This is a genomic window from Pseudoclavibacter sp. Z016 (assembly GCF_002931215.1).
GTDB lineage: Bacteria > Actinomycetota > Actinomycetes > Actinomycetales > Microbacteriaceae > Pseudoclavibacter.
Genome location: NZ_PSTU01000015.1, coordinates 15,727 through 38,539, shown reverse-complemented (window position 1 = coordinate 38,539; position 22,813 = coordinate 15,727). Strand labels below are relative to the sequence as shown.

Below are 22,813 nucleotides of genomic sequence, written 5' to 3'. Positions count from 1 at the left end.
CGCGCGCAGTCGGAGCTACTCTAGCGCGGCCCTTCGTCGAGCTACCACAGTCCCGTCGTGATGAGGGTGGCGAGTGCCGCGCGGTCCCGTGGCCGGCGTCGCAGCTGCCGCCAGCGTCGCACGAGCCGCACCGCGTCCCGATACGTGAACTCGGCGAGGATCTCGTGCAGCCATTGCAGTCTCGGCAGCTCCTCGGGGGAGGCGACGTGGATGCACGCCTCGACGGTCAGCTGCACCTGCCCGCGGTGCCAGCGGTTCGAGGTGAGTCTGAGGCGCTTCCACGCCTGCGAGAGGCCGGTGTTGGCGCCGACCGCGTTGGCGACGTGCTGGCGGTAGTCGACGGTCGACTCGCCGTCGATGATCCAGCGGAGCCCGGCCGATCGGGCGAGCGCGTAGATGAGCCAGTCGTGGGCGAAGGCCGTGCGTGCTGGGGAGTCCGCGTTGTCGAGCTGGTCTGCGACGAGCCGCGCGAATCGCTCGGTGAGGAGGAACGTCGATCCGGGGCCGGGCGTCTCGAAGAGGTGGTCCGCGAGGCGCTGCGGGTAGTCCTTCTTGATCAGGATGCGCGTGCCGTCCTCGGTGAACGCGGTGACGTTGGAGGAGATGCCGTCCGCGCGGCCCTCGCCGAGGAGCCGGATGTGGCGCTCGAGCTTGGCGGGCATCCACACGTCGTCCTGGTCCGCGAAGCCGACGTAGTCGTACTCCTCGATGGGGATCGTGGTGAGCAGGCGGAAGAAGTTGGGTGCGGGGGCGCCGAAGGTCTCGGGGGAGAGGATCGTGATGCGGGGGTCGGCGGCGGCGCGCTCGGCGAGGAGCTCGAGGGTGCCGTCCGTCGATCCGTCGTCGGACACGTACACGTGGAGGTCGGCGCCGGCCTGGTCGAGGATCGAGTCGAGCTGCTCGTCGAGGTAGGGCTTCCCCATGTGGGTCGCGAGGAGGACGGCGACGCGCGGCGGCGTGCGCGGCTCGGCGTTGGTGTGCATCCCGTATTCCTCTTCTCTATACGCGTTCTACCGCGGCGGTTCTCCAGCGTTCAAGTATGGCCGAGTGGGTCGGCGAGCATTCGCATTCCGTGCCGCACTAGACTCCTCGGCATGGAGATTCGCGAACTCAGCATCCCAGACAGCTACGAGATCACGCCGAAGCAGTTCGGCGACGACCGCGGCGTGTTCCTGGAGTGGTACCGCTTCGACAAGCTCGCAGAAGCTGTCGGGCACTCGATCGACCTCAAGCAGGCGAACACCTCGGTGTCGACGCGGGGTGTGGTCCGTGGCATCCACTTCGCGGACATTCCGCCGAGCCAGTCCAAGTACGTGACGTGCACGCGCGGAGCCGTGCTCGACTTCGTCATCGACATCCGCACGGGCTCGCCGAAGTTCGGCGAGTGGGACTCGGTGCGTCTCGACGACGTCGACCGCAAGGCCATCTACCTGTCCGAGGGTCTCGGCCACGCGTTCGTGGCACTCACGGATGACGCGACGGTCAGCTACCTCGTCACCGACACCTACCACGCGGAGCGCGAGCACGGCATCAACCCGCTCGACAAGGACGTCGACCTCCGCTTCCCGGAGGAGGCCGGCGAGCTGCTGCTCTCCCCGAAGGACACGGATGCCCCCTCGCTTGCCGAGGCGGCTGCGTCCGGTCTCCTCCCCAGCTGGGAAGAGGCCCGCGCCTACTACGCGGAGCTCAGCGCGAAGGCGGGTGCGTAGCCATGAAGGGAATCATCCTGGCCGGCGGCTCCGGCACGCGTCTGTGGCCGATCACCAAGGGCATCTCGAAGCAGCTCATGCCCATCTACGACAAGCCGATGATCTACTACCCGCTGTCGACGCTCATGATGGCGGACATCCGCGAGGTGCTGATCATCACGACGCCCGAGTACAACGAGCAGTTCCGCGCCCTGCTGGGTGACGGCTCGCAGCTCGGGATGCGCATCGAGTACGCCGTGCAGCCGTCGCCGGATGGGCTCGCGCAGGCGTTCATCATCGGCGAGGAGTTCATCGGCGACGACTCGGTCGCGCTGGTGCTCGGCGACAACATCTTCCACGGCTCTGGGCTCGGCTCGTCGCTGCGCGGCAACAACGTGCTCGACGGCGGCTTGATCTTCGCCTATCACGTGTCGAACCCGGTCGCGTATGGCGTCGTCGAGTTCGATGAGCACAACAAGGCCGTGTCGATCGAGGAGAAGCCGGAGGTGCCGAAGTCGAACTACGCGGTGCCCGGCCTCTACTTCTACGACAACGACGTTGTCGAGATCGCGAAGAACGTGGAGCCTTCCGCGCGGGGCGAGCTCGAGATCTCGAGCGTCAACTCGGCGTACCTGGATGCGGGCAAGCTGCAGGTGCAGGTGCTCGACCGTGGCACGGCGTGGCTGGACACCGGCACGTTCGAGTCGATGATGCAGGCGAGCGAGTACGTTCGCGTGATCGAGGACCGTCAGGGCTTCAAGATCGGCTGCATCGAGGAGATCGCGTGGCGCGCCGGGTGGATCGACGACGCGGAGTTCGCGGAGCTCGCGAAGCCGCTGCAGAAGAGCGGATACGGACGTTACATGCAGGGGCTCCTCGCGTAGCGAGCCCCGCTTGCCGGTGAAGGCCGTGGCCCCTCGGGGTCACGGCCTTCGTCGTTGGCGCCACGCTCGGCATTTGCGCGACGCTCGCGGTCAGCGCTCGTCGCGCTCCCGCAACGACTGGAAGAGGTCGCGGGCGATGTCGTAGCTCCCGCGCGAGTAGTTCGCGTAGCGACCCCGCAGGGTCCACCTGAGGACGCGGGGGAGCCGACGGATGCGCGAAGCCGGCAGCTCGAGCCGCTGTCGTTCGTGCGCGACCTTGCGCCGCACGTGGGCCTCCTGCTCCGGGGTGCCGCCGAGCTCGCTGACGCGACGCAGCAGCGCCACGGCGCGGCGGTAGCGGCGCAGCTGGTCGGCGGAGCCGTCCTTGGTGGCCTGCGAGATCTTCACCCGCAGGGTGGGTGCGGTCTGCCCGATCTGGTTGCCGGTGTGCTGCCGGTAGTCGATGAGGGGCTCTCGCACGACGCGGAGTCCGTTCACGAGCGCTGCCGTCGTCGCGAGCCACTCGTCGTGGATCCACGGCTCTGGCGCGTTGCCGGCTCGGAAGACGAGGGATGCGCGCAGCATCATGGTGGCGCCGGTCACGAAATTGCGGGCGGTGAGCGCCTCGAGCTGCCGCCCGTTCTCGTAGTCGCGCCATTCGGCGTCGGTGATCTCCAGCGATTCGAGGAGAGTGCCGCCGATGGGCTCGCCGTCCTCGTCGACGAGGAGTGCGTCGGAGTGCGCGAGCAGGGCCTGGTCGTCGCCGACGAGGGCGGCGAGGAGGTGCTCGACCTTCTTGGGGTGCCACACGTCGTCCTGGTCGCTGGTGGCGAGGTACTCGGTGCGGGCCTCGCCGAGCGCGAATGCGAAGTTCGCACTCACCCGCAGCGGCTCGTCGCGGGTGTAGATGCGGAATGCGCGGTCGGAGGCTTCCAGCACGCGGCGCGCGAGCTCGAGCGTTCCGTCGCTCGAGGCGTCGTCGGAGACGATGACCTCGGCGACGGGGTGGCTCTGCGAGAGGATGCTCTGCAGCTGCTGCTCGAGGAACTGCTCGCCGTTGTGGGTGCACACGACCGCGGTGACGGGGGCGTCTCCGAGTCGCTGCTCGCGGGCATCCTCCTGGCGGCGTTCGGCGACGAGTCGCGAAGCTGGCATCTGCTCTCCTCTGTCTCGGTGCGCTGTGGTGCTAGCTTGGCACGAGTCTGCACGCGCTCAGGGGAGGAGTCGGCCGCAGCGGCCGCCCGAGACTATGAATCGACTTGTCATCTACCTGCTCTTCGACCGGGCTGGTCTCGCCGACGCCGGTGTGCTCCGGGCGCTGCGGGGCCTGCGCGGGCACGCCAGCGAGCTCTTCGTCGTCGTGAACGGCTCGGTGACCGACGCTTCGCGCGAGTCGCTGGCCTCCGTCGCCGACAGGGTCTTCGAGCGGCCGAACGAGGGCTTCGATGTCGGCGGCTATCGCGCTGCGCTCGAGGAGATCGGTCTGGAGCGGCTCGCGGCGTTCGACGAAGTCGTGCTCGCGAACTACACCTTCTTCGGGCCCGTCGTCGACTTCGCCGAGACGTTCGCGTGGGCGGATGCCGCGGGGCACGACGTGTGGGGTGTGACGGAGCACGGGGAGCTCAGCCCGGACCCGTACACGCGACGCGGCACCCTGCCATCGCACCTGCAGTCCCATTGGATCGCCGTGCGGAGGGACGTCGTGGTGAGCGACGCGTGGGCCGAGTACTGGGCGTCGATGCCCGAGATCCGGTCGTACGACGACTCGGTGCGGCACCACGAGGCGCGCTTCTCCCCGTTCTTCGCGGAGCGCGGCTTCTCGGTCGGCGCGCAGTTCCCGGCAGGCAACTTCCGGGTGGACGGGACACCCGTCGCCAACGCCAGCCTCGAGACCCCGCTGCTGCTGCTCGAGGCGGGGGCGCCCCTCGTGAAGCGCCGCGTGTTCTTCCACGACCCCGTCGAGCTCGACCACCGCGGGGTCTCGGCTCGGGACGTCGCCCTCGATCTCGAGCGACGGGGCTTCCCCGTCGACGTGCTCGTCGAGGGGACGGCGCGGTTCGCGCCGAGTCGGGTGCTCGCCGGCGGCGTCGGGGCTGGCCCTCGGGTGCTGCGGCGCGCATCGACCGCGCTCACGCACGAGTGGCTTCGAGACGCGGCGAGCGGCGACGAGTCGGCGACGATCTCGGGTCTGCACGTGCGCATCGTCCGCGGCGACTTCTGGCGCAGGCTCGCCGGCGGCGACGAGCGGCTGCTGGACGCCGACCTGCTGCTGGTCGAGTCGGCGGCCGCGGACTCGGTGCGCTCGGCTCCGGCGAGCGCCTCGATGCTGGCCCGCCAGCGGGGCAGGAGGGTCATCTTCGAGCGAGCGGAACCGCTCGCGTGGGAGTTCGCCGACCATGCCAGCCTGGGGATGGTGGTGCCGGTGGCGCCGCCCATCGGGACCGGACTGCTCGGTGACGGCTGGCGCGGCACCCGCACGAGGGCCGCTCTGCTCGCCGCGACGCTCGGTGCGGATGCACCGCTCGATCCGAACGCTCCGATCGCTCCGTACGCGGGGTTCGCGGCGTATCGGGTGGATGCGCTCCGACCGCTCGCGGGAGCCCTCGGCTCGCTCGGCTACGCGCCGCTCGAGGCGCGCTTCCCGGAGGGGGAGCTCGCGACGCTCCTCGACCTGGTCGCGAGCCGCCTCGTGTTCGACGCCGGGTTCGCGGTCTCCGAGGCTGAGACCGCCGATGGCCTCGCGAGCGACTACGCGCTGCTCGCCGCGAAGTACGAGGATCTCGTGGCCGAGTTCGGCTCGGACGTGCGAGCACCGCACCGTCTTGCGCGCGCTCGCCGGCCCGGCGGCAGCGGCCTCACGCGGGTCGCCGCAGCCGTGATCCGTCGTCTGCCCGCGCTCGAGGAGCCGCTCCGGCGTCTCGCCGCTGACGCCGAGGGTCTGCTGGCGCGCCTGCGCTGACCGCGCCCCGCGGCGCGGCATCAGGAGGCCCCGGCCTCCGGCGGGGTACCGTGTCTGCGACTGGAGGTGGCAGATGAGCAACGGCGAGACGCCGCTCGGCGGGCAGTACGACCCTGACGAGCTCGAAGAGCTGGAGAGCCAGGCCGAGCGCCGTGGCACCGGGCGAGGGCTGATCATCGGCCTCCTCATCGCGGCGGCCGTGGCGATCGCCGCGATCGTGTTCGTGCTCATGAACCCGCTCGGGCAGCAGGCCCCACCAGACAACACGGCCCCGGTCACGACGTTGCCCCAGGCGACCGAGGTGGCGGTCCCGGAGACGCTCATCGTCACGGCCACCCCTGGACCGACGGTCACGGTGACCGAGACCGCGGCCCCAGACCCGGACGCCGAGGCGTCCGCGGTTCAGGTGTCGCTGAGTCGTGCCTACTGGGTCCCGGACCAGCGCGTGATCTCAGCTGCAGCGCTCGTGTCCGCCACGGAACCGGGCGGGACCTGCACGCTCGTCTTGAAGAACGGGCCGGTGACGTTCGTCGCGACGGCGTCGGCGGCCGCTCCGACCTCGGCCGGCACCGATGCCTCGAGCTGCATCGTGAACCTCCGCGACGAGTCGATCACCCCCGGTGATTGGGAAGCGGTCATGCAGTACGAGGGTCCAGCTGGGAGTGGCGTGAGCGCTCCGATGACGGTCACCGTCACCTGACCCCGAGCTCGTGGTGCGGCGGGCTCCCGGTCGGCCATCGGATCGGCGAGCTGCAGCTAATCTGATCGGTGGCCGCTACCAAAGGGGAATGCTCATGACAGCTCGCGTCACCGTCGCCACCCGCACGAAGAACCGTCCGCTCCTGCTGCGTCGGGCCCTCGACAGCGTGCTCTCGCAGACGTTCGCTGACTTCGAGCTCGTCGTCGTCAACGATGCCGGCGATGCTGAGGCGCTCGATGCGCTGCTCGAGCCGTTCCTGGAGCGCGCGGCGGGACGTCTTCGCGTGGTCACCAACGTCGTCTCGAACGGTCGCGAGGCGGCCATGAACGACGGGTTCCGGGACTCGGATGCCGACTACCTGGTGCTGCACGACGACGACGACAGCTGGGCTCCCGACTTCCTGCAGAAGACGGTGGACTACCTCGACGCGCACGCCGAGGACGCCGGAGTCGCGACGCGCACTGAGGTCGTCTTCGAGCGTGTCGAGGGCGACACGGTCATCGAGGAGTCGCGCGAGGTGCTCGCCGACGACGCTCACGCGGTCACGCTCATCGGCACCATGCGACGCAGCACGGTGCCGCCGATCTCGTTCCTGTTCCGGAGGAGCGCCTACCTCGAGGTCGGCGAGTTCGACGGTTCGCTGCCCGTGCTCGCGGACTGGGATTTCCTGCTCAGGCTTCTGACCAGGCACACCGTCGGCTTCATCAGCGGCGAGCCGCTCGCGTTCTGGCATCAGCGGCTCGCGTCGCTCGGCCCTGACGGGAACAGCGTCGTCATCGCTGCCGACGAGCACTCCGACTACGGCACGATCATCCGAGACCGCTACCTGCGCAAGGCGCTCGACGGGGGCGGGGGGATCGGCCCTTCGCTGCTCGTGACGAGCCTCTTCGAGGACATGGAGCGCTCGTCTGCGGAGTCGAGGCGACAGGCGAGCGAGTTCTCGCAGGTCTCTCAACTCAAGCAGGCCGAGGCACTGGAGGTGACGAAGGTCGCTCTCCTCCTCGAGATCGCGAAGCTCGAGCAGCAGCAGCGGGACGTGCTCCAGTCCCTCGACGTGCTGCACACGGTCGCCGAGGTCGCGCTGCCCGTCGTCAATGGTGCGCGGCGAGCAGCGCGCCCAGTCGCCAAGACCGTCCGCGCCGGGAAGAAGGTCGCCTCGGGCATCGGCTCCCTCGTGAGGGCCGGCGCAAGGGTCGCGCTCAAGAGTCGTCGGGGCGCAGGCGCAGGCGCCGGGGACGGGGCAGCCGTGCACGAGGCTGGGGTTGTCAGCATTCGTCCGGAGATCGTGAACACGCCCATGCCGCTCGTCGCCGCCGGTCGGCCTCGCGAAGATGCGCGGCTGAAGGGCAAGACGCCGAGGCGCGTGGCGTTCTACCTCTTCTTCGACCCGGAGGGGCAGGTCGATGACTACGTCCTCCACAAGCTGACGGCGCTTCGTGAGCACGTCGAGCACATCTTCGTCGTCTCGAACTCGCCCATCTCGGATGAGGGCAAGGCGCGGCTCGCCACGGTCGCGGACACGGTTCTCGAGCGTGAGAACAAGGGCTTCGACGTGTGGGGGTACAAGGAGGCGCAGGAGCACTTCGGATGGGATCGACTCGCGGAGTACGACGAGCTCATCCTCCTCAACTACACGTTCTTCGGGCCCATCTTCCCGTTCGGTGAGATGTTCGACCGAATGGATGCCCAGGACGTCGACTTCTGGGGTATCACGAGCCACGAGGCCGTGACCCCCCACCCGCACCACGGCGTCGGCAGCATGGCCGGGCACATCCAGTCGCACTGGATCGCCGTGCGACGAGACATGTTCCTGTCGGACGAGTACCGCGAGTACTGGGCGGACATGCCGATGATCACGTCGTACTTCGACTCCATCGACCGTCACGAGGGCCGGTTCACGAGCTATTTCGCGAGCCTGGGCTTCGTCTACGAGCTGGCCTTCCCCTCGGAGGACTACCCGTCTCAGCACCCGATCTTCGACAACATCTCGCTCATGCTCGACGACCGTCTGCCGATCCTGAAGCGACGCATCTTCTTCCACGACCCGGACTACCTGGACAGGCAGGCGATCATCGGTCGCGACGTCACGGATCGTCTGGAGCGCGCGGGTTTCCCGATGGACCTCATCTGGTCGAACGTGGTGCGCAGCGCGAAGCCGCGCGTGCTGCACACGAACTTCTCCCTGCTTGAGATCCTCCCCGATCTGGAGGAGCGCGACGCCACGGGGCGGGAGCTCCTCGAGCGCACGCAGCTCGGGCGGACCGCCGTGGTCGCGCACCTCTACTACGACGAGCTCATCGACGAGATCGTCGATCACGCCGCTCGTGTGCCCGGGGAGGTCGACCTGTACGTGACGACCACGGACGAGACGAAGCGGGCCGCCATCCGCGAGGCCGTCGCGCGTCGCGGCTGGGGGGACCGGAGCGACGTCCGCCTCGTCGAGTCGAACCGGGGCCGCGACATCTCGGCGTTCTTCGTCGGCTGCGCGGATGTGCTGCGCGACGAGCGGTACGAGTTCATCGTCAAGATCCACGGCAAGAAGAGCGTCCAGGACGGATGGAATGCCGGGCAGTGGTTCAAGCGCCACCTGCTGGAGAACCTCCTTCCGAGCGAGGGCTACGCTGCGAACCTCTTCGCGCTGTTCCAGAAGCACGGCACGCTCGGAATGGTCTTCCCCCCGGTCATCCACATGGGCTATCCGACGCTCGGACACGCCTGGTTCCTCAACAAGGGCCCCGCCGGGAAGCTGCTCAGGCAGTTGGGCGTCTCGACGCCACTCGACGACTCCACCCCCGTCTCGCCGTACGGCTCGATGTTCATCGCGCGCCGAGAAGCACTGCGGCCCATCGTGGACGCGGGCTTCACCTGGGATGACTTCCCCGGTGAGAGCGGGTACCAGGACGGCACCCTCGCGCATGTGCTCGAGCGCATCGTGAGCTACGCCGCGCACGGTGAGGGCTTCCACACGCGGACCGTCATGAACACCAGGATGGCGGCCATCAGCCACACGTTCCTCGAGTACAAGCTGCAGGAGCTCGCGTCGTTCGTGCCGTACGGTCACGCGATCGAGCAGGTCCCGTATCTTGCTGACGTGCTCGGTGGCGGTCCAGGTGTCGCGCCCTCTCCGCTCGGCGCGTTGAAGCGATACGTGGCTGAGCAGAACCCGGCTTCGGCGCGAGCGCTGCGCCCTGCGTACGCTGTGGCCCGGAAGGTGTACGCGCAGGTGCGCTCGGCGGGCGGTGGACGCCCCTCCTGATGCGGTGCTGGTTGGTGCCGTCCAGAATGCGGGCCAGCTACTATCAATGTCATCATCCGTAGCACCCGTCCTGGGATCTGACCTCGAAAGCACTTATGCCGCTCACGCTTCAACAGGCGTTCGACCCGCGCGCGAACAGCATCGGCTTCCTCCGTTGGTTCCTGGCCTTCGCCGTCATCTTCGCTCACGCTGGTCCCCTGGGGGGCTTCTACGGTGGTCACGACCTCGGGTCCCAGCTCTCCACAGAGCAGTCGCTGGGTGGTGTGGCTGTCGCGGGTTTCTTCTTCTTCTCCGGATTCCTGATCACGAAGAGCCGTCAGGGAAAGTCGACGATCTTCCGCTTCTTCTGGCGCCGCGTCCTGCGCATCTTCCCCGCCTTCTGGCTCGCCCTGCTGACGACGGCGTTCATTCTCGCCCCGATCGCGTGGCACCGGGAGACCGGGAGCATGGCCGGCTTCTGGGACGCATCGACGGAGTCGCCGTTCACGTACTTCATCAACAACATGTGGTTGAACCTCGGTCAGCGCAACATCGCGGAAATGGGTGGAAGCCTGCCGTTCGCGACGCTCGGGGGCTACGACTGGAACGGGTCGGCGTGGACCCTCATGTACGAATTCCGGGCGTACATCATGATCGGCTTCCTCGGCCTGTTCGGGGTCCTGTCGAACCGCATCGTCGGCGGGCTGATCGCCCTGGCCCTCATCCTCGTGAACGCGCTGACCTGGAGCGGGTGGGTCGACATGCTGTCGATCAGCCCGTTCATGACGAACCCCTTCAACGCGATGTTCTTCGCGCCGTTCGCCTTCGGGATGCTCTTCGCCTTCTTCGGCGACAAGATCGTGATCGACGATCGGCTCGCGGTCTTCGCGATCGGAGTCGCGTTCTTCGCCTACAACTACGGCGGGTGGAACATGTGGGGGCAGTACTTCCTCATGTACTTCCTCATGTGGTTCGCGATCCGCACCCCGAAGCTCAACAACTGGGAGAAGCACGGCGACTTCTCGTACGGGATCTACATCTTCGCCTGGCCGCTCATGCAGTTCGGCGCCTACTTCGGCCTGCAGAATGCGGGCTGGCTCGTCTATCACCTCGTCATCGCGATCGGCGCCCACGTCTGCGCGTACATCTCCTGGCACGTCATCGAGAGCCCGGCGATGAGCCTCAAGAACTGGACTCCTCGCTGGCTCACGTGGGTCATGGATCGTTGCAGGCCCCCGCTCGACCGGGTCAAGGCGCGACTCGTGAACGTCGACTACTCGTCGAGCAACTTCGCCAAGCGCGTGCGCGCTGAGCGCGCAGAGCAGATCAGGAGCGAAGCATGACGAGCACGGGGCCCGGGAGTCTGAGGCCGGAGAGCGGCTTCGAGGAGCCGCCGTCGAAGCAGGGGCGCGTCACCTGGGCCCAGCGGTGGCACAGGGTTCGGCTGATTCCCTTCATCCTCCTCCTCGTCTGCGCGTTGATCGCCGTCATCAGCGGACGCATCACCCAGCAGACGCTTGCTGCGGCGGATGCCCTGCCGCCCGAGCAGGGGCCGGGGTCGGCCGCGTTCGCGCTGCCCCAGGAGACCTGCGCGCCCACCCTGGCGAACCCCGTCACGGGGGATCCATGGTCTGCGGAGAACGCGGATGCGAGCGAGGCGGCATTCGAAGAGAACATGGGCGCCCTGCCGGCCGGCGGTCACTCCTATGTCGAGGGCAACGACGATTGGGTGTTCTGGGGAGACGAGCAGGCCAACAACTTCTCCCAGGCTCTCGGGCGCAGCTACCTGGGGCAGGAGGAGGCCGAGGAGTGGGCGAGCTACTTCCGGACCGTGCAGGCTCAGCTGGCCCAGCAGGGAACGGACCTCATCATCCAGGTCGTGCCAGCTGACTGGGCCGTCCTGCCGGAGGAGCTGCCGGGCTGGGCGCAAGAGCTGCGCGGCCCGACGAACCTCGACCACCTGCATGACGCCTACCCCGATCTGCCGATCATGGACACGCGTCAGCCGCTACGGGACGCGGCCGTCGATGGAGACGTCTACGCGAAGCGCAACAGCCACTGGACCCCGTTCGGCGGCGCCGTCGGGTGGGCGACGCTCGCCGACTGCCTCGGCTCCGTGGACGCCAAGTACGAGCCGCTTGCGCCTCTCGACTTCTCCGAGCTCGAGCCAGTGGTCGTCTCGAGCGAATTCGAGGCGTTCGGTCTTCCCTCGCTCGACGTGCCGACGATGATCCCGTCGCTCGAGGCCTCTGCCTCTCCCATGAGCGTGTCGTTCGCCGATGGCTCGACCGAGGAGATGACGACGAATGTGGGGCTCGATATGCTCCTGCTTCCGGCCACCACGGTGACGGAGAGTCCACAGAGCGATCTGAAGGCCCTCGTGCTCAGGGACAGTCAGGGGAGCAACATCGCTGCCGGCTGGCAGGCGGGGTTCGCGAGCACGAAGCAGATCCGCCATTCCTTCGACGACCCGAACGCGAGAGTCGACGTGCTCGGCGAGGCGGCTGAGTTCCAACCCGACGTGGTCATCTACGAGATCACGGAGCGGCACCTGAACTTCGTTCCCGTGCTTCCCGAGTAGGCGGTCCGCTCAGGGCGGGGCGCGGCCCTGTCGTTATCCTTGGTCCCGGACTGCGGCCAGCTAGGCTGGCGCTTCAGCGACAGAAAGAGACGTGAAAATGGGCACTTGCCTGGTCACGGGAGGTGCAGGCTTCATCGGCACGGCGCTCTCGGCGCTCCTGCCGGCGCACTTCGAGCGCGTGATCGCGGTCGACAGCCTCCACCCGCAGGTGCATCCGCACCCGACTCGTCCCGCCGCACTCGACGAACGGGTCGAGTTCGTGCACGGGGATGTCACGGACGCCGCGATGTGGGATGCGCTCCTCGCAGACGCGGCACCCGACGTGGTCATCCACCTCGCCGCCGAGACCGGCACGGGCCAGTCCCTCACCGAGGCGACAAGGCACGCGGCGACGAACGTCGTCGGCACCACGGAGATGCTCGACGCGTTCGTTCGCGCCGACAAGCTCCCCGAGCGAATCGTCCTCACCTCCAGTCGCGCCGTATACGGAGAAGGCGCGTGGAGCGACGCGGCAGGTGAGATCTCCTACCCCGGGCAGCGCAGCGACGCGATGCTCGCCGCCGGTCAGTGGGACTTCCCGGGGCTCACGCCGCTTCCGTTCGTCTCGTCTCGGGTGACGCCGAACCCGACCAGCGTCTATGGGGCGACAAAGCTGGCGCAGGAGCACATCCTGACCTCGTGGTGCCTTGCCATGGGGGTCGCTCCGGTGCTCTTCCGCCTGCAGAACGTCTACGGTCCGGGGCAGTCGCTCATCAACCCGTACACCGGCATCGTCTCGTTCTTCGCGCAGCGCGCGAAGGCGCACGAGGTGATCCCCGTGTATGAGGACGGTGAGATCGTCAGGGACTTCGTGTTCATCGACGACGTGGCGAGCGCGCTCGTGCGTGGCGTCCTCGTGCCCGCCGAGCAGGCGAGCGCCTCGGCTTCGGCGCCGTACGACATCGGGTCGGGGGAGGGCACGTCGATCCTGCGCCTCGCCGAGCTCATCGCAGCGCACTACGGAGCCCCCTCTCCTGTCATCAACGGCAGGTACCGGAACGGGGACGTGCGGCACGCGTCGTGCGAGATCGACTCGGCGAAGGCCGCCCTCGACTGGGCGCCGTCGACCATGGTGGATGCTGGAGTTGTCGAGTTATGTCAGTGGATCGATCAAGAGGTGCAGAAATAGCAGAGACCCAGCTCAGAGAGCGACCGAACCTGGTCGCTCGCTTCGGCGCAAGGTACCCCACTATGGGGCTGCTGCTGAACCTCACCCTGCGCGAGATCCGCTCGCAGTACAACCGGACGGCGCTCGGGCGCATCTGGTCGCTGGTGAACCCGCTCGCGCAGATCGCGATCTTCTCTGTCGTGTTCGGGTTGCTCTTCGTCGCCGAGCCGCACGTCGGGACCAACTCCGGCCTGCAGAACTACGCGCTCTGGGTGGCCTGCGGCATCATCCCGTGGACCTTCATCTCGGGCGGCATCATGGGCGCGATGAGCGCGCTCATGGCCAACATCGGGCTGCTCACCAAGGTCTACTTCCCGCGGCACGTGCTCGTCACCTCGAGCGTGCTCTCGCTCACGACGACGTTCGCGATCGAACTCCTGGTGCTTGCACTGCTGATGGGCATCGCGGGTGGCCCGAAGCTGCTCATCGTCGTGCTCCTGCTCATCCCCATCGTGGCGCTCACGGCCATGTTCGTGCTGGGCATCGGCCTGATGCTGTCCGTCGCGGTCGTCTACTTCCGCGACGTGCAGTACCTCTGGACGATCTTCAACCAGGTGTGGTTCTACGCAAGCGGTGTCGTCTTCCCGGCGTCGCTGGTCCAGCAGGCGCAGGACAAGCTCACGACAGATGGCTGGAACATCTTCGGGCAGCCGGTCCCGCTCATGGCGGTCTTCGAGCTCAACCCGGCCCACCAGTTCCTCGAGGCGTATCGCTCCGTGCTGTACGACTTCGCGGTGCCGTCTGTCGGCACATGGCTGACCATCACCGCATGGGCGGCGATCATGCTGCTCGCGGGCATCTTCGTCTTCCGAGCGAAGCAGAACCGAATCGTGGAGGAGCTCTGATGACCGGACTTCCGGCAGTGCGCGTCGACAACGTCTCGAAGACGTTCCGCGTGCATCACGACCGCAACCAGTCGCTCAAGGCCACCGTGCTGCAGGGCTACCGTTCCAAGTACGAGGACTTCTGGGCTCTGCGCGATGTCTCACTCGAGATTCCCGAAGGCAAGACCTTCGGGCTGCTCGGGAACAACGGCTCAGGCAAGTCGACGCTGCTGAAGTGCATCGCCAAGATCCTCGCGCCGAACCAGGGCAAGATCGAGACGCGCGGCCGTCTCGCTGCGATGCTCGAGGTGGGGTCTGGATTCCACCCGGAGCTCTCCGGACGCGAGAACGTGTATCTGAACGGATCGATCCTCGGCATGAACAAGCAGGAGATCGATCGGAAGTTCGATTCCATCGTCGACTTCTCCGGGGTCGAGCAGTTCATCGATCAGCCGGTGAAGAACTACTCCTCCGGCATGTACGTGCGTCTCGGCTTCGCCGTCTCGATCCACGTCGAGCCGGATGTGCTGCTCGTGGACGAGGTGCTCGCCGTCGGCGACATGCAGTTCCAGGAGAAGTGCATGGAGAAGTTCGCGGAGCTCAAGCGCGAGGGACGCACGGTTGTCGTCGTCTCGCACGGGCTCGAGCAGATGCGCACGTTCTGTGACGAGGCCGCCTGGCTGAGCCATGGCGAGTTGCAGGCGGTCGGGGTCGCGCGCGACATCATCGACGAGTACTCGAACCGCGAGCACGGGGCCGTCGACGTCGAGCAGGGCGGCACTCGCTTCGGGACGGGTGAGGCGCAGATCACGAAGATGGAGATGCTGTCGGACGATCGGGGTGACACTCGGAGCTTCCGCACGGGTGACCGGGCGGTGATCCGCCTGCACTACAAGGCCGAGGAGCGCATCCCCCGGCCAGTGTTCGGAGCTTCCATCGACCACGTCGAGGGCGTCTTCGTCTGGGGCAACCACGGCCTCGACGGCGGCTTCGTGCCTGACTCGATCGGGCCTGGCACCGGGTCGATCGATATCGAGATCCCACGCATCACGATGAGGCCTGGTGCCTTTCAGCTGAGTGCATCCATTCAGGACTACGACTGCGTGCAGACCTTCGACGCGTGGCAGCGTGCGGTCACGTTCAACGTCGGGCCCGGGACCCCGTTCGAATCCGGTGGGCTGATGACGCTCGACTCGAAGTTCGGCGCGCATGTGGTCGACTCCGGCGAGGTCTCCGGACCCCCCGAAACGCTCGCCGCGCATCGTGTGGCGGACGACCGGACGTAGGTCGAAGCCCGGGTGCTCGGACGCGGCCCCGCTTGCTCGGATTCATCCGGGGGAGCGGGGCCGCGTCTCGCTGTTCGGTCCTGTCGGCCTTCGGGGAAGGCCGCCATAGTGCATGTTGCAGAAATTGCCCGGATTTCTTATTCGGCGTGTCGCCGCGGGCGTGGCGACCTCATGCGCGGCGAGTTCCGCGGATTGCCGGGCTTCGCGTCCTGTTTTCCTGGGTCAGGTGTGACATATGTGACTCATGTGAAAGGAGCGACGGCTGTGGTCTTTTGTGGCCCATGTGTGCATACTTGGAAACTGCTGAGCGTGTCGTCTCACTACGACCCGACCGGCTCCTCGGTTTTCGACGCGTAGGGAACTCATGTTTCGCAGAACAATTGCCATTGTGGCCACGGCGGCAGCAGCCGCTGCGGGCCTGCTTGCCTTCCAAGCGGTAGCACCTCAGGAGTTCGGCGCTGAGACGGCGTCCGCCGCTGGGTCGTCGTTCGACCCCGGCAACATCATCAGCGATGAGAACTTCTACGACGGTTCCGCGATGACCGCAGCCGAGGTGCAGCAGTTCCTCGTCTCGAAGAACGGCTCGAGCTCCTCGACCGCCCTGCGCAACTACACGCAGTCGACGCCGTCGATGCCAGCCACCTCCTATTGCAGCGCGTACCCGGGCGCCCCCGGGGGAGAGTCGGCGGCGAACATCATCGCCAAGGTCGGCCAGGCGTGCAACTTCAGCGCCAAGGCCATGCTCGTCCTCCTGGAGAAGGAGCAGAGCCTGGTCTCGATGTCGAGCCCGACGCTGGGGCGCCTCGCGGCTGCCACAGGCTTCGGCTGCCCGGACACGGCGCCGTGCGACGCCAGCTACGGCGGGTTCTTCTACCAGGTCTACAACGCGGCACGACAGTTCCAGTACTACAAGGCCAACCCGTACAGCTTCAACCACATCCCGTTCGCCACGAACAATGTGCTCTACAACCCCAACTTCGCGTGTGGCTCGTCCGCCGTCTACATCTCCAACTACGCGACGGCCGGCCTCTACAACTACACGCCGTACCAGCCGAACCAGGCAGCGCTCTCGAACATGTACGGCGAGGGCGATGGATGCTCCGCGTACGGCAACCGCAACTTCTGGCGCATGTACACCGACTGGTTCGGAGACGCCCAGGGCACCGCGGAGCGGCCATCGCTGATCCAGGCTGAGGGGACGAGCGACGTCTACTTCCTCTCCGACGGAACCCGGTACCACCTGACGGCCGACCGTGTGGCGGGCTTCACCGAGGCGCTCGGCGCAGTCGAGACGATTCCTGCCCAGGAGATGTCCTGGATCCCGTGGGGAACCTGGGTCGGCGAGATCCTCGAGGGCCCAGACGGCCCGGTCTACATCAGTGACGGCAAGTGGTGGAAGCTCCGCGGCTGGGCGACCGCTGCCAGCTACGGCTTCCAGCAGGGCCAGGTTGCCAAGATCACCAAGGAGCAGCTCGAGAAGTTCGAGGGCGGCTGGACGCTCGAGTCGTTCGTGAAGACCGACAACGGCCAGGTGTTCCTCGTGCAGAACCAGACCAAGCGCGAGGTCTCGAGCCTCACAGCGCTGCGCGACTTCGGTCTGTACACCGCCGTGACCAACCTCAAGGACGGCGCGCTCGACTTCCTCCCCACCGGTGAGCCGGTCCTCTCCCGTGGCGCCGTCGTGACGCCGCTTGACGGGTCGCAGACCATGCTCCTCGGCGACGAGGGCCGCGGCTACGCGGTGTCGTCTGAGCTCCGCAAGCTCAGCGAATTCAACGTGACGGGCAAGCTCGGCGACGCCTTCGCGCAGGTGACGAACTCGGGTTCCCTCGACTCGTCGCTCGTCTCGGACGGCAGCAAGTCCTACCTGATCACGGACGCTGGCCTCTTGCAGGTCGCGACGTCGGCCTACGGCGTCGGTCGATTCACGCCGGTCCCAGCGGATGCCCTCTCCGGTCTCAGCAAGCTCGGCTCGACGCCGGGGGCGCACCTGGTCAAGGAAGTCGACGGATCCAAGGTCAACCTGGTCGTCGGCGGCGAGCGTGTCGAGTTCGGCAGCGAGGACGACGCGAAGAAGGAAGCCGCGAGGCGTGGAAGCGACGAGGTCGTCTACACCGTCGCGAACGGGACCCTCTCGGACATCCCGACCGGGAACGGCATCACCAACGGCGCACTGCTCAAGACGCCGAGCAGTGACGACCTCTACGTGCTCGACGGCGCTCACCTGGTCAAGATCGCGAATGCGCAGCTCGCTGAGGCCTATGGCTTCGGTGGCACCGCGCAGGTCATGACGCAGGCGTCGTTCGACGGCATCCCCAAGCGCGACTACACCATCGACAGCGCCCAGTTCGTCTGCAACGATCAGACGCTGCTCGCCGCCGAGGGACAGGCGCATCCCTACCGCAGCGCTGAGCTCCAGGCCGCCTATGGTCTCGAGAGCGAGACCTTGAGCCCGCAGCTGTGCGGTGTCATCCCGATCTCGCAGCAGCCTGCAACCGAGTTCATCACGACGGCCAAGGGTGCCTGGTACGCCATCATCAACGGCGAGAAGCGCCTCATCGGCTGGCCTGAGATCGGCGTGGCCATGGGCATGCCCGAGCGCGGCTCGCTTCAGGTCGTCGACAGCGTCGCGGACTCGTTCCCGACGGGATCGACCCTCCTCGGGGCTCCGGCCGGCTGGCCTCTGCCCGACGACACCGCGACGCCCGAGCCCACGGCGACACCCGAGCCGACCGCAACGCCCGAGCCGACCGAGTCGGCGACGCCGGAGCCCACGGCGACGGTCACGCCTCAGCCGAGCGGGACCGCCACACCTGAGCCGACCGCGACATCGACCTCCGCGCCGACCGAGACGCCGTCAGCGACGGCCACGGCGACGCCGAGCGAGACCGCGACTCCGACGCCCACGGAGACCGCAGAGCCTGCGGTTCCACTCGAGTCCGGTGATGTCATCACCAACAAGGCGGGCACCGGCGTGTGGATCGTCAACGGTGAGAAGCTGCTGCAGCTCGGCTCACGCGATGTCGCAGCTCAGATCGGCCTCGACATCGAGAACGCACAGGTCGTCCCAGCCGCGAACTTCGATGCCTTCACCGGCGCCACAGCTCCGCTGTACACGTCTGCGGTTCTGCTCGGAGACGTTCCCTACATCGGCGTCGACGGACAGCTCGTGCCGTTCGCGAGCCCTGCCGATGCGGAGGCCTTCGGCCTCGTGTTCACACCCCTCGCGCCGGAAGTCGGGGTGAAGCTGAGCGTGGCAACCGACGCTGAGCCCATCGGCTCGGTGGTGCAGGGTCCTGACGACAGCTTCTACCGCGTGATCGACGGCAAGCTCTCGCTCATCGACCCGAGTCTCGCGGAGCCGACGGCTACGCCGTCCGAGACGGCGCCAGCCGAGACCACCCCGGCCGAGGCAACCGAGACCGCGACCACGGACCCGGACGCAACACCGACGGAGACGGCGACGGCTGCCCCGACCGAGTCTGCAGCGCCGACCGAGACGGCTTCGGAGGCGCCGGCCGCTGAGTCGCCCGCTCCGACCGTCGACGAGGCGCCGACCACGGAGGGCACGCCGGAGGCCACACCGCCGACGACGTTCCGCCTCTCGGTCGAGTTGTTCTCGATCATGGGCCTCGGAGCACCAGTCGCCGAGTAGCCCAGGGCGCGCGCGTCCGAGAGCCCGCTCCTCCACCCCAACCGGGTGAGGGGGCGGGCTCTTCGCCTTTCCCCCGAGCGCCGAGTCAGACGAGGACGAGCTGAGGCCTCGGCTAGACTGGCCGTTCTTGTGAAGGGACGAAGATGACGCAAAGCGAACGGGTTCTCGTGACCGGGGCCGGTGGTTACATCGGCAGGCACGTGGTCGACGCACTGGTTGCACGGGGCCAAGAGGTGACCGCCGTTGTCCGTCCAGGGAGCGCCGCCACGATCAACAGCGAGGCTCGAGTCGTCGAGTTCGATCTGCTGGCACCATCCGCAGATTTCTCCGTCCTGCTCGAGCCAGCTCCGACGGCCGTCGTGCACCTTGCCTGGGAAGCGGGATTCGCGCACAACGCCCCGGTCCACATGCAGAAGCTCTCCGACCACTTCAGGTTCCTGGAAGCGGCGACCGAGGCTGGCGTGCAGCGGCTTGCGGTCCTCGGGTCCATGCACGAGATCGGCTTCTACGAGGGCATGGTCTCGGCTGAGACGCCCACGAACCCGCTCTCGCTGTACGGCATCGCGAAGGACGCGCTCCGGAAGTCCTCGACCCTCGCTTTCGGCGACCGGGTGGCCCTGCAGTGGCTGCGTGCGTACTACATCTTCGGAGACGACCGCAACAACAAGTCGATCTTCACGAAGCTTCTCGAAGCCGCCGCAGATGGCAAGAGAGAGTTCCCCTTCACCTCGGGGGCAGCGCGCTTCGACTTCATCCATGTCGCCGAACTCGGGCGCCAGATCGCAGCCGTCGCCTCGCAGGAAGAGGTCACGGGGATCATCAACGTGGGCTCTGGAACGTCCGTGTCGCTTGGCGAGCAGGTCGAGCAGTTCATCCGAGACAATGATCTCGGCATCGCACTGCAGTACGGCGCTTTCCCCGACCGACCGTACGACTCTCGCGAGATCTACGGTGACGCCACGGTGATTCGGGAGCTCATGGCCAAGGACGCTGCCGGAGTCCAGGGCACAGATCAGCGCTGACAGGCTCTCCGGGCCCTGACGGGCTCTCCGGGCTGACGGGGCTCGAACCCGCTGCCCGCACTGACGTGATCCTGCCGCGCGCGGCGGGGACGCGTGCGCTGCGTGCACACGCGCTCCATTCGTCCAGAGCGGAGTGCGCACGTGCCCCGGCACGTCCTCGTGAGTGCGGCCACGCGCACCAGTAGGCTCGGTGCTCGAACGGGCCTGCCGTCGGACGGGTGCGCGCGATAATTGGGGGGTCCGTTGGCTGTAGAGACAGTAGAGGCTGTGAAGCTGAGCAGGGTCGAGCAGGGGCTGAGTCGCCTACCGAGCTGGACCAGGAACGAGCTGCTCTGGACCGCCGTCGTCTTCGTCGTCGTCACCATCACGACCTGGCTTCGCATCGCCCCGGCCGAGCAGCAGGCGCTGTGGGCCGAGGACGGACCGGTCTTCCTGCGGCAGCAGCTCGAGAACGGGACGTTCGCGTCCCTCCTGCAGCCCTACGCCGGCTACCAGCACTTCCTGCCGCGCCTCTTCGCGGCGGGCCTCGTCGAATTCGTGCCGATCGAGCACTTCGACAGGGGCGTCTTCATCCTCTGCGTGCTGTTCGCCGGCTTCGTGGGCGCCGCCACCTTCCGGCTCACGCGCGGGATCCTGCGCTGGCTGCCGGCGAGATTCCTCATGGCGATCGTCCCGGTGATGGTCCCCCTCCTGAGCCGCGAGATCATCGGCGACCTCGCGAACATCCACACCTACTGCCTCTGGCTCGTCGCGTGGATCGCGGTAACCCAGATCAACTCGAGGCGCGAGGGCATCTTCTGGGCCGTCATCGCGCTAACGTGCGCGCTGTCGGAGTTCCAGGCGGTCGTCGTGGTGCCCTTCATGCTGCTGAGGCTCATCTGGAACAGGACGTTCTCCCACGTCATCGTCTCCGTGGGCGCCCTCGTGGGCGCCGGCGCGCAGGTCTTCACCTGGCTGAACTACCCGAGAGGGACAGAGTCTGACGAGGTCGTGGAGATCGCGGACGTCATCATCGGCTGGCTCGCCAACGCGATTCTCCCCATCTGGAACGGGGACGTCGAGGCCAACGCCGTGTACCTCGCAGAGAACGGCACCTGGTTCCTGTGGCTCGGGCTCATCCCCTTCGCGCTCGCAGCGGTCATCGCCCTGGTGTGCGGCAAGAATCCGGAGCGCTTCGCGCTGGTCACGCTCCTGCTGGTCTCCGGCGCGACGTTCGGCGGGTCCCTGATCGTCAACCCGTTCTGGTTCTTCAGGTTCGCGGACATCGAAGGGGAGGTCTGGCTCCTGGTGCTGCTCAACCTCCGCTACGGCGCATCAGCCGGCATGTTCGCGCTTGCGTGCCTTCCCTTCGCAGCCTCGGCGTTCGTCTCGAGAGTGAGTCCGAAGCTGCCCGTCTTCAGTCGCGTCGCAGCCCTCGGGGTCACCCTGCTGTTCTTCGCCTACATCGCCATGCAGTGGCCGGAGGTCGACAACGCTCGCGACGAAGGCGCGGCGTGGACCCCGCAATGGCGCCAGGCGCTCACCGTCTGCGAGGCGAACCCGGCCGCGATCTACCAGTTCGAGACGGCGCCCGAGTTCCGCAAATTCGATATCCGCTGCTCCGACGTTCTGCAGCAGCCAGGCACCTAGGAGCTGCTGGTCACCCTGGCCTGCTGAGCAGGTGTGGTGCTGCGAAGCTTCGGGAAGACGAAGAACGCATCGAAGAGTCGGAAGCGGCGCAGCCAGCAGGCGAGGTAGCTCATCCCGAGCGCGCCGAGCGTGCACGCCCAGAAGGTCGTGTTCGAGTCGACGACGCCGGCCTCACCCATTCGGAAGGTGATCCAGATCTGCGTCGGGTAGTGGACGACGTAGAACACCACGGAGTTGCGGCCGATGTACTGCAGCCACTTGGCGGCGTCAGCGCCGCGCCCCTCGAGAGCACCCGTGACGCGGCGAACCCACATGATGATGCCAGCGATGCCCGCGAGGACGACCGGGATCCACAGCACGGAAAGCCGATCGATCACGGTGCCGTTGTCGGCGCCTGCGACCTCGCCGGTCGGGTTGTCTATGGTGGGGCCGTCGAGCGCGTCGACGAGCTCGCCAGGGCCCCCAGGGGAGACGCCGAGGTGGCTGCCGAGGCCGAAGTAGTAGGCGTGGTCCTGAGCCACGAGCAGCAGGCTGAAGGTCACGGCGATGGCGAGGAGGCCGAGCATCCACGGAATCGTCTCGAATCGCGTGAAGGTGGCCCGCCACGTCGCGACGAAGTGCCCCGCGAAGAAGAACCCGCCGTAGTAGGCGAGGTTCGTCAGGTCCCCGTCGGGGAGCAGCACGCTCAAGCTCCACAGCACGACGGGGACGACCGCGAACAGGGGCCCGCGGACGCGTGCGAGGAGGGGAGCTGCCGCGTAGTAGATCGCAAGGAAGAACAGGAACCAGAGCCAGCTCGTCGCGATCCAGGCGCTCGGATCCATCCACTCTTCCTGCCCGGAGACAAGCCAGTAGATCACGGCCCACACGAGGTACGGCCACACGATGGTCCGCACCTTGCTGACGTAGTAGACGCCTGCCGGCTTCGAGAGCGACCGCCCGAGCAGCATGCCGGAGAGCACGAGCAGCATGCTCATGCGGTACGGGCCGAAGAACGTGTTGAGGTCGGCGACGAACTCAGTGGGCGGCACGAAGATCAGGATCACCGGCAGCGCCGAGGCGTGGAACAGGATCACGAGCAGGATCGCAGACCCCCGCAGGAGGTCCATCCACGTCTTGCGTCCGCGCATGGGTTCCGTCGTGTGGTGAAGAGAAGTCACAGCG

Annotated in this window: 16 protein-coding genes; 13 read left to right on the top strand and 3 right to left on the bottom strand. The window is 67.2% G+C overall.

Annotation, left to right across the window (positions count from 1 at the left end):
* Positions 1-41: 41 nt before the first annotated feature.
* Positions 42-983 carry a glycosyltransferase gene (locus C5B99_RS13635; protein ID WP_104242987.1) on the bottom strand — a complete coding sequence of 314 codons (942 nt, stop codon included), beginning with the start codon at positions 981-983 and terminating at the stop codon, positions 42-44.
* Positions 984-1,094: 111 nt separating this feature from the next.
* Between C5B99_RS13635 and C5B99_RS13630 the strand changes: the two genes are divergently transcribed.
* Both C5B99_RS13630 and rfbA read left to right on the top strand, forming a co-directional pair.
* Positions 1,095-1,709, top strand: coding sequence for a dTDP-4-dehydrorhamnose 3,5-epimerase family protein (locus C5B99_RS13630; RefSeq protein WP_068479667.1), 615 nt, complete (start codon positions 1,095-1,097; stop codon positions 1,707-1,709).
* Between the two features lie 2 nt (positions 1,710-1,711).
* Entirely contained in the window at positions 1,712-2,572 is an 861-nt protein-coding gene (rfbA, locus tag C5B99_RS13625) for a glucose-1-phosphate thymidylyltransferase RfbA (RefSeq protein ID WP_104242985.1), read from the top strand.
* Positions 2,573-2,662: 90 nt separating this feature from the next.
* Here the strand turns inward: rfbA and C5B99_RS13620 are convergent, their stop codons facing one another.
* A complete protein-coding gene (locus tag C5B99_RS13620; protein WP_104242983.1) occupies positions 2,663-3,706 on the bottom strand; it encodes a glycosyltransferase in 1,044 nt (347 codons plus the stop codon).
* A gap of 94 nt (positions 3,707-3,800) precedes the next feature.
* On the opposite strand from C5B99_RS13620, the gene C5B99_RS19050 reads away from it, so the two are divergent.
* The 11 genes from C5B99_RS19050 (at position 3,801) to C5B99_RS13565 (ending at position 21,649) form a co-directional block, all read left to right on the top strand.
* The gene (locus C5B99_RS19050) at positions 3,801-5,510 is read left to right on the top strand and encodes a rhamnan synthesis F family protein (RefSeq protein WP_181059492.1); all 1,710 of its coding nucleotides are present in this window, start codon (positions 3,801-3,803) and stop codon (positions 5,508-5,510) included.
* 73 nt (positions 5,511-5,583) lie between these two features.
* The gene (locus C5B99_RS13610) at positions 5,584-6,210 is read left to right on the top strand and encodes a hypothetical protein (protein WP_104242981.1); all 627 of its coding nucleotides are present in this window, start codon (positions 5,584-5,586) and stop codon (positions 6,208-6,210) included.
* A 94-nt stretch (positions 6,211-6,304) separates the two neighbouring features.
* Positions 6,305-9,466, top strand: a complete 3,162-nt coding sequence (locus C5B99_RS13605; protein ID WP_181059490.1) for a rhamnan synthesis F family protein — start codon at positions 6,305-6,307, stop codon at positions 9,464-9,466.
* A gap of 95 nt (positions 9,467-9,561) precedes the next feature.
* Positions 9,562-10,788: an acyltransferase gene (locus tag C5B99_RS13600; RefSeq protein WP_104242977.1), complete on the top strand. Its 1,227-nt coding sequence runs from the start codon at positions 9,562-9,564 to the stop codon at positions 10,786-10,788.
* Positions 10,785-12,026, top strand: a complete 1,242-nt coding sequence (locus tag C5B99_RS13595) for a hypothetical protein (RefSeq protein WP_104242975.1) — start codon at positions 10,785-10,787, stop codon at positions 12,024-12,026. The genes C5B99_RS13600 and C5B99_RS13595 overlap by 4 nt, the downstream gene beginning before the upstream one ends.
* 97 nt (positions 12,027-12,123) lie before the next feature.
* Complete coding sequence (locus C5B99_RS13590; protein WP_104242973.1) at positions 12,124-13,194, top strand: NAD(P)-dependent oxidoreductase; 1,071 nt, start codon at positions 12,124-12,126, stop codon at positions 13,192-13,194.
* A gap of 62 nt (positions 13,195-13,256) precedes the next feature.
* Positions 13,257-14,078, top strand: a complete 822-nt coding sequence (locus C5B99_RS13585) for an ABC transporter permease (protein WP_104242971.1) — start codon at positions 13,257-13,259, stop codon at positions 14,076-14,078.
* A complete protein-coding gene (locus tag C5B99_RS13580) occupies positions 14,078-15,343 on the top strand; it encodes an ABC transporter ATP-binding protein (protein WP_104242969.1) in 1,266 nt (421 codons plus the stop codon). Before C5B99_RS13585 ends, C5B99_RS13580 begins: the two co-directional genes overlap by 1 nt.
* Before the next feature lie 388 nt (positions 15,344-15,731).
* Positions 15,732-18,998, top strand: a complete 3,267-nt coding sequence (locus C5B99_RS13575; RefSeq protein ID WP_104242967.1) for a hypothetical protein — start codon at positions 15,732-15,734, stop codon at positions 18,996-18,998.
* Between the two features lie 143 nt (positions 18,999-19,141).
* Positions 19,142-20,020, top strand: a complete 879-nt coding sequence (locus C5B99_RS13570; protein ID WP_104242966.1) for an NAD(P)-dependent oxidoreductase — start codon at positions 19,142-19,144, stop codon at positions 20,018-20,020.
* Positions 20,021-20,287: 267 nt separating this feature from the next.
* On the top strand, positions 20,288-21,649 hold the full coding sequence (locus C5B99_RS13565; protein ID WP_104242963.1) for a hypothetical protein: 1,362 nt from the start codon (positions 20,288-20,290) through the stop codon (positions 21,647-21,649).
* On the opposite strand, the gene C5B99_RS13560 is transcribed toward C5B99_RS13565, so the two are convergent.
* Complete coding sequence (locus C5B99_RS13560) at positions 21,646-22,809, bottom strand: acyltransferase (protein WP_146081082.1); 1,164 nt, start codon at positions 22,807-22,809, stop codon at positions 21,646-21,648. The two genes, C5B99_RS13565 and C5B99_RS13560, sit on opposite strands and share 4 nt — an antisense overlap.
* Between the last annotated feature and the right edge of the window lie 4 nt (positions 22,810-22,813).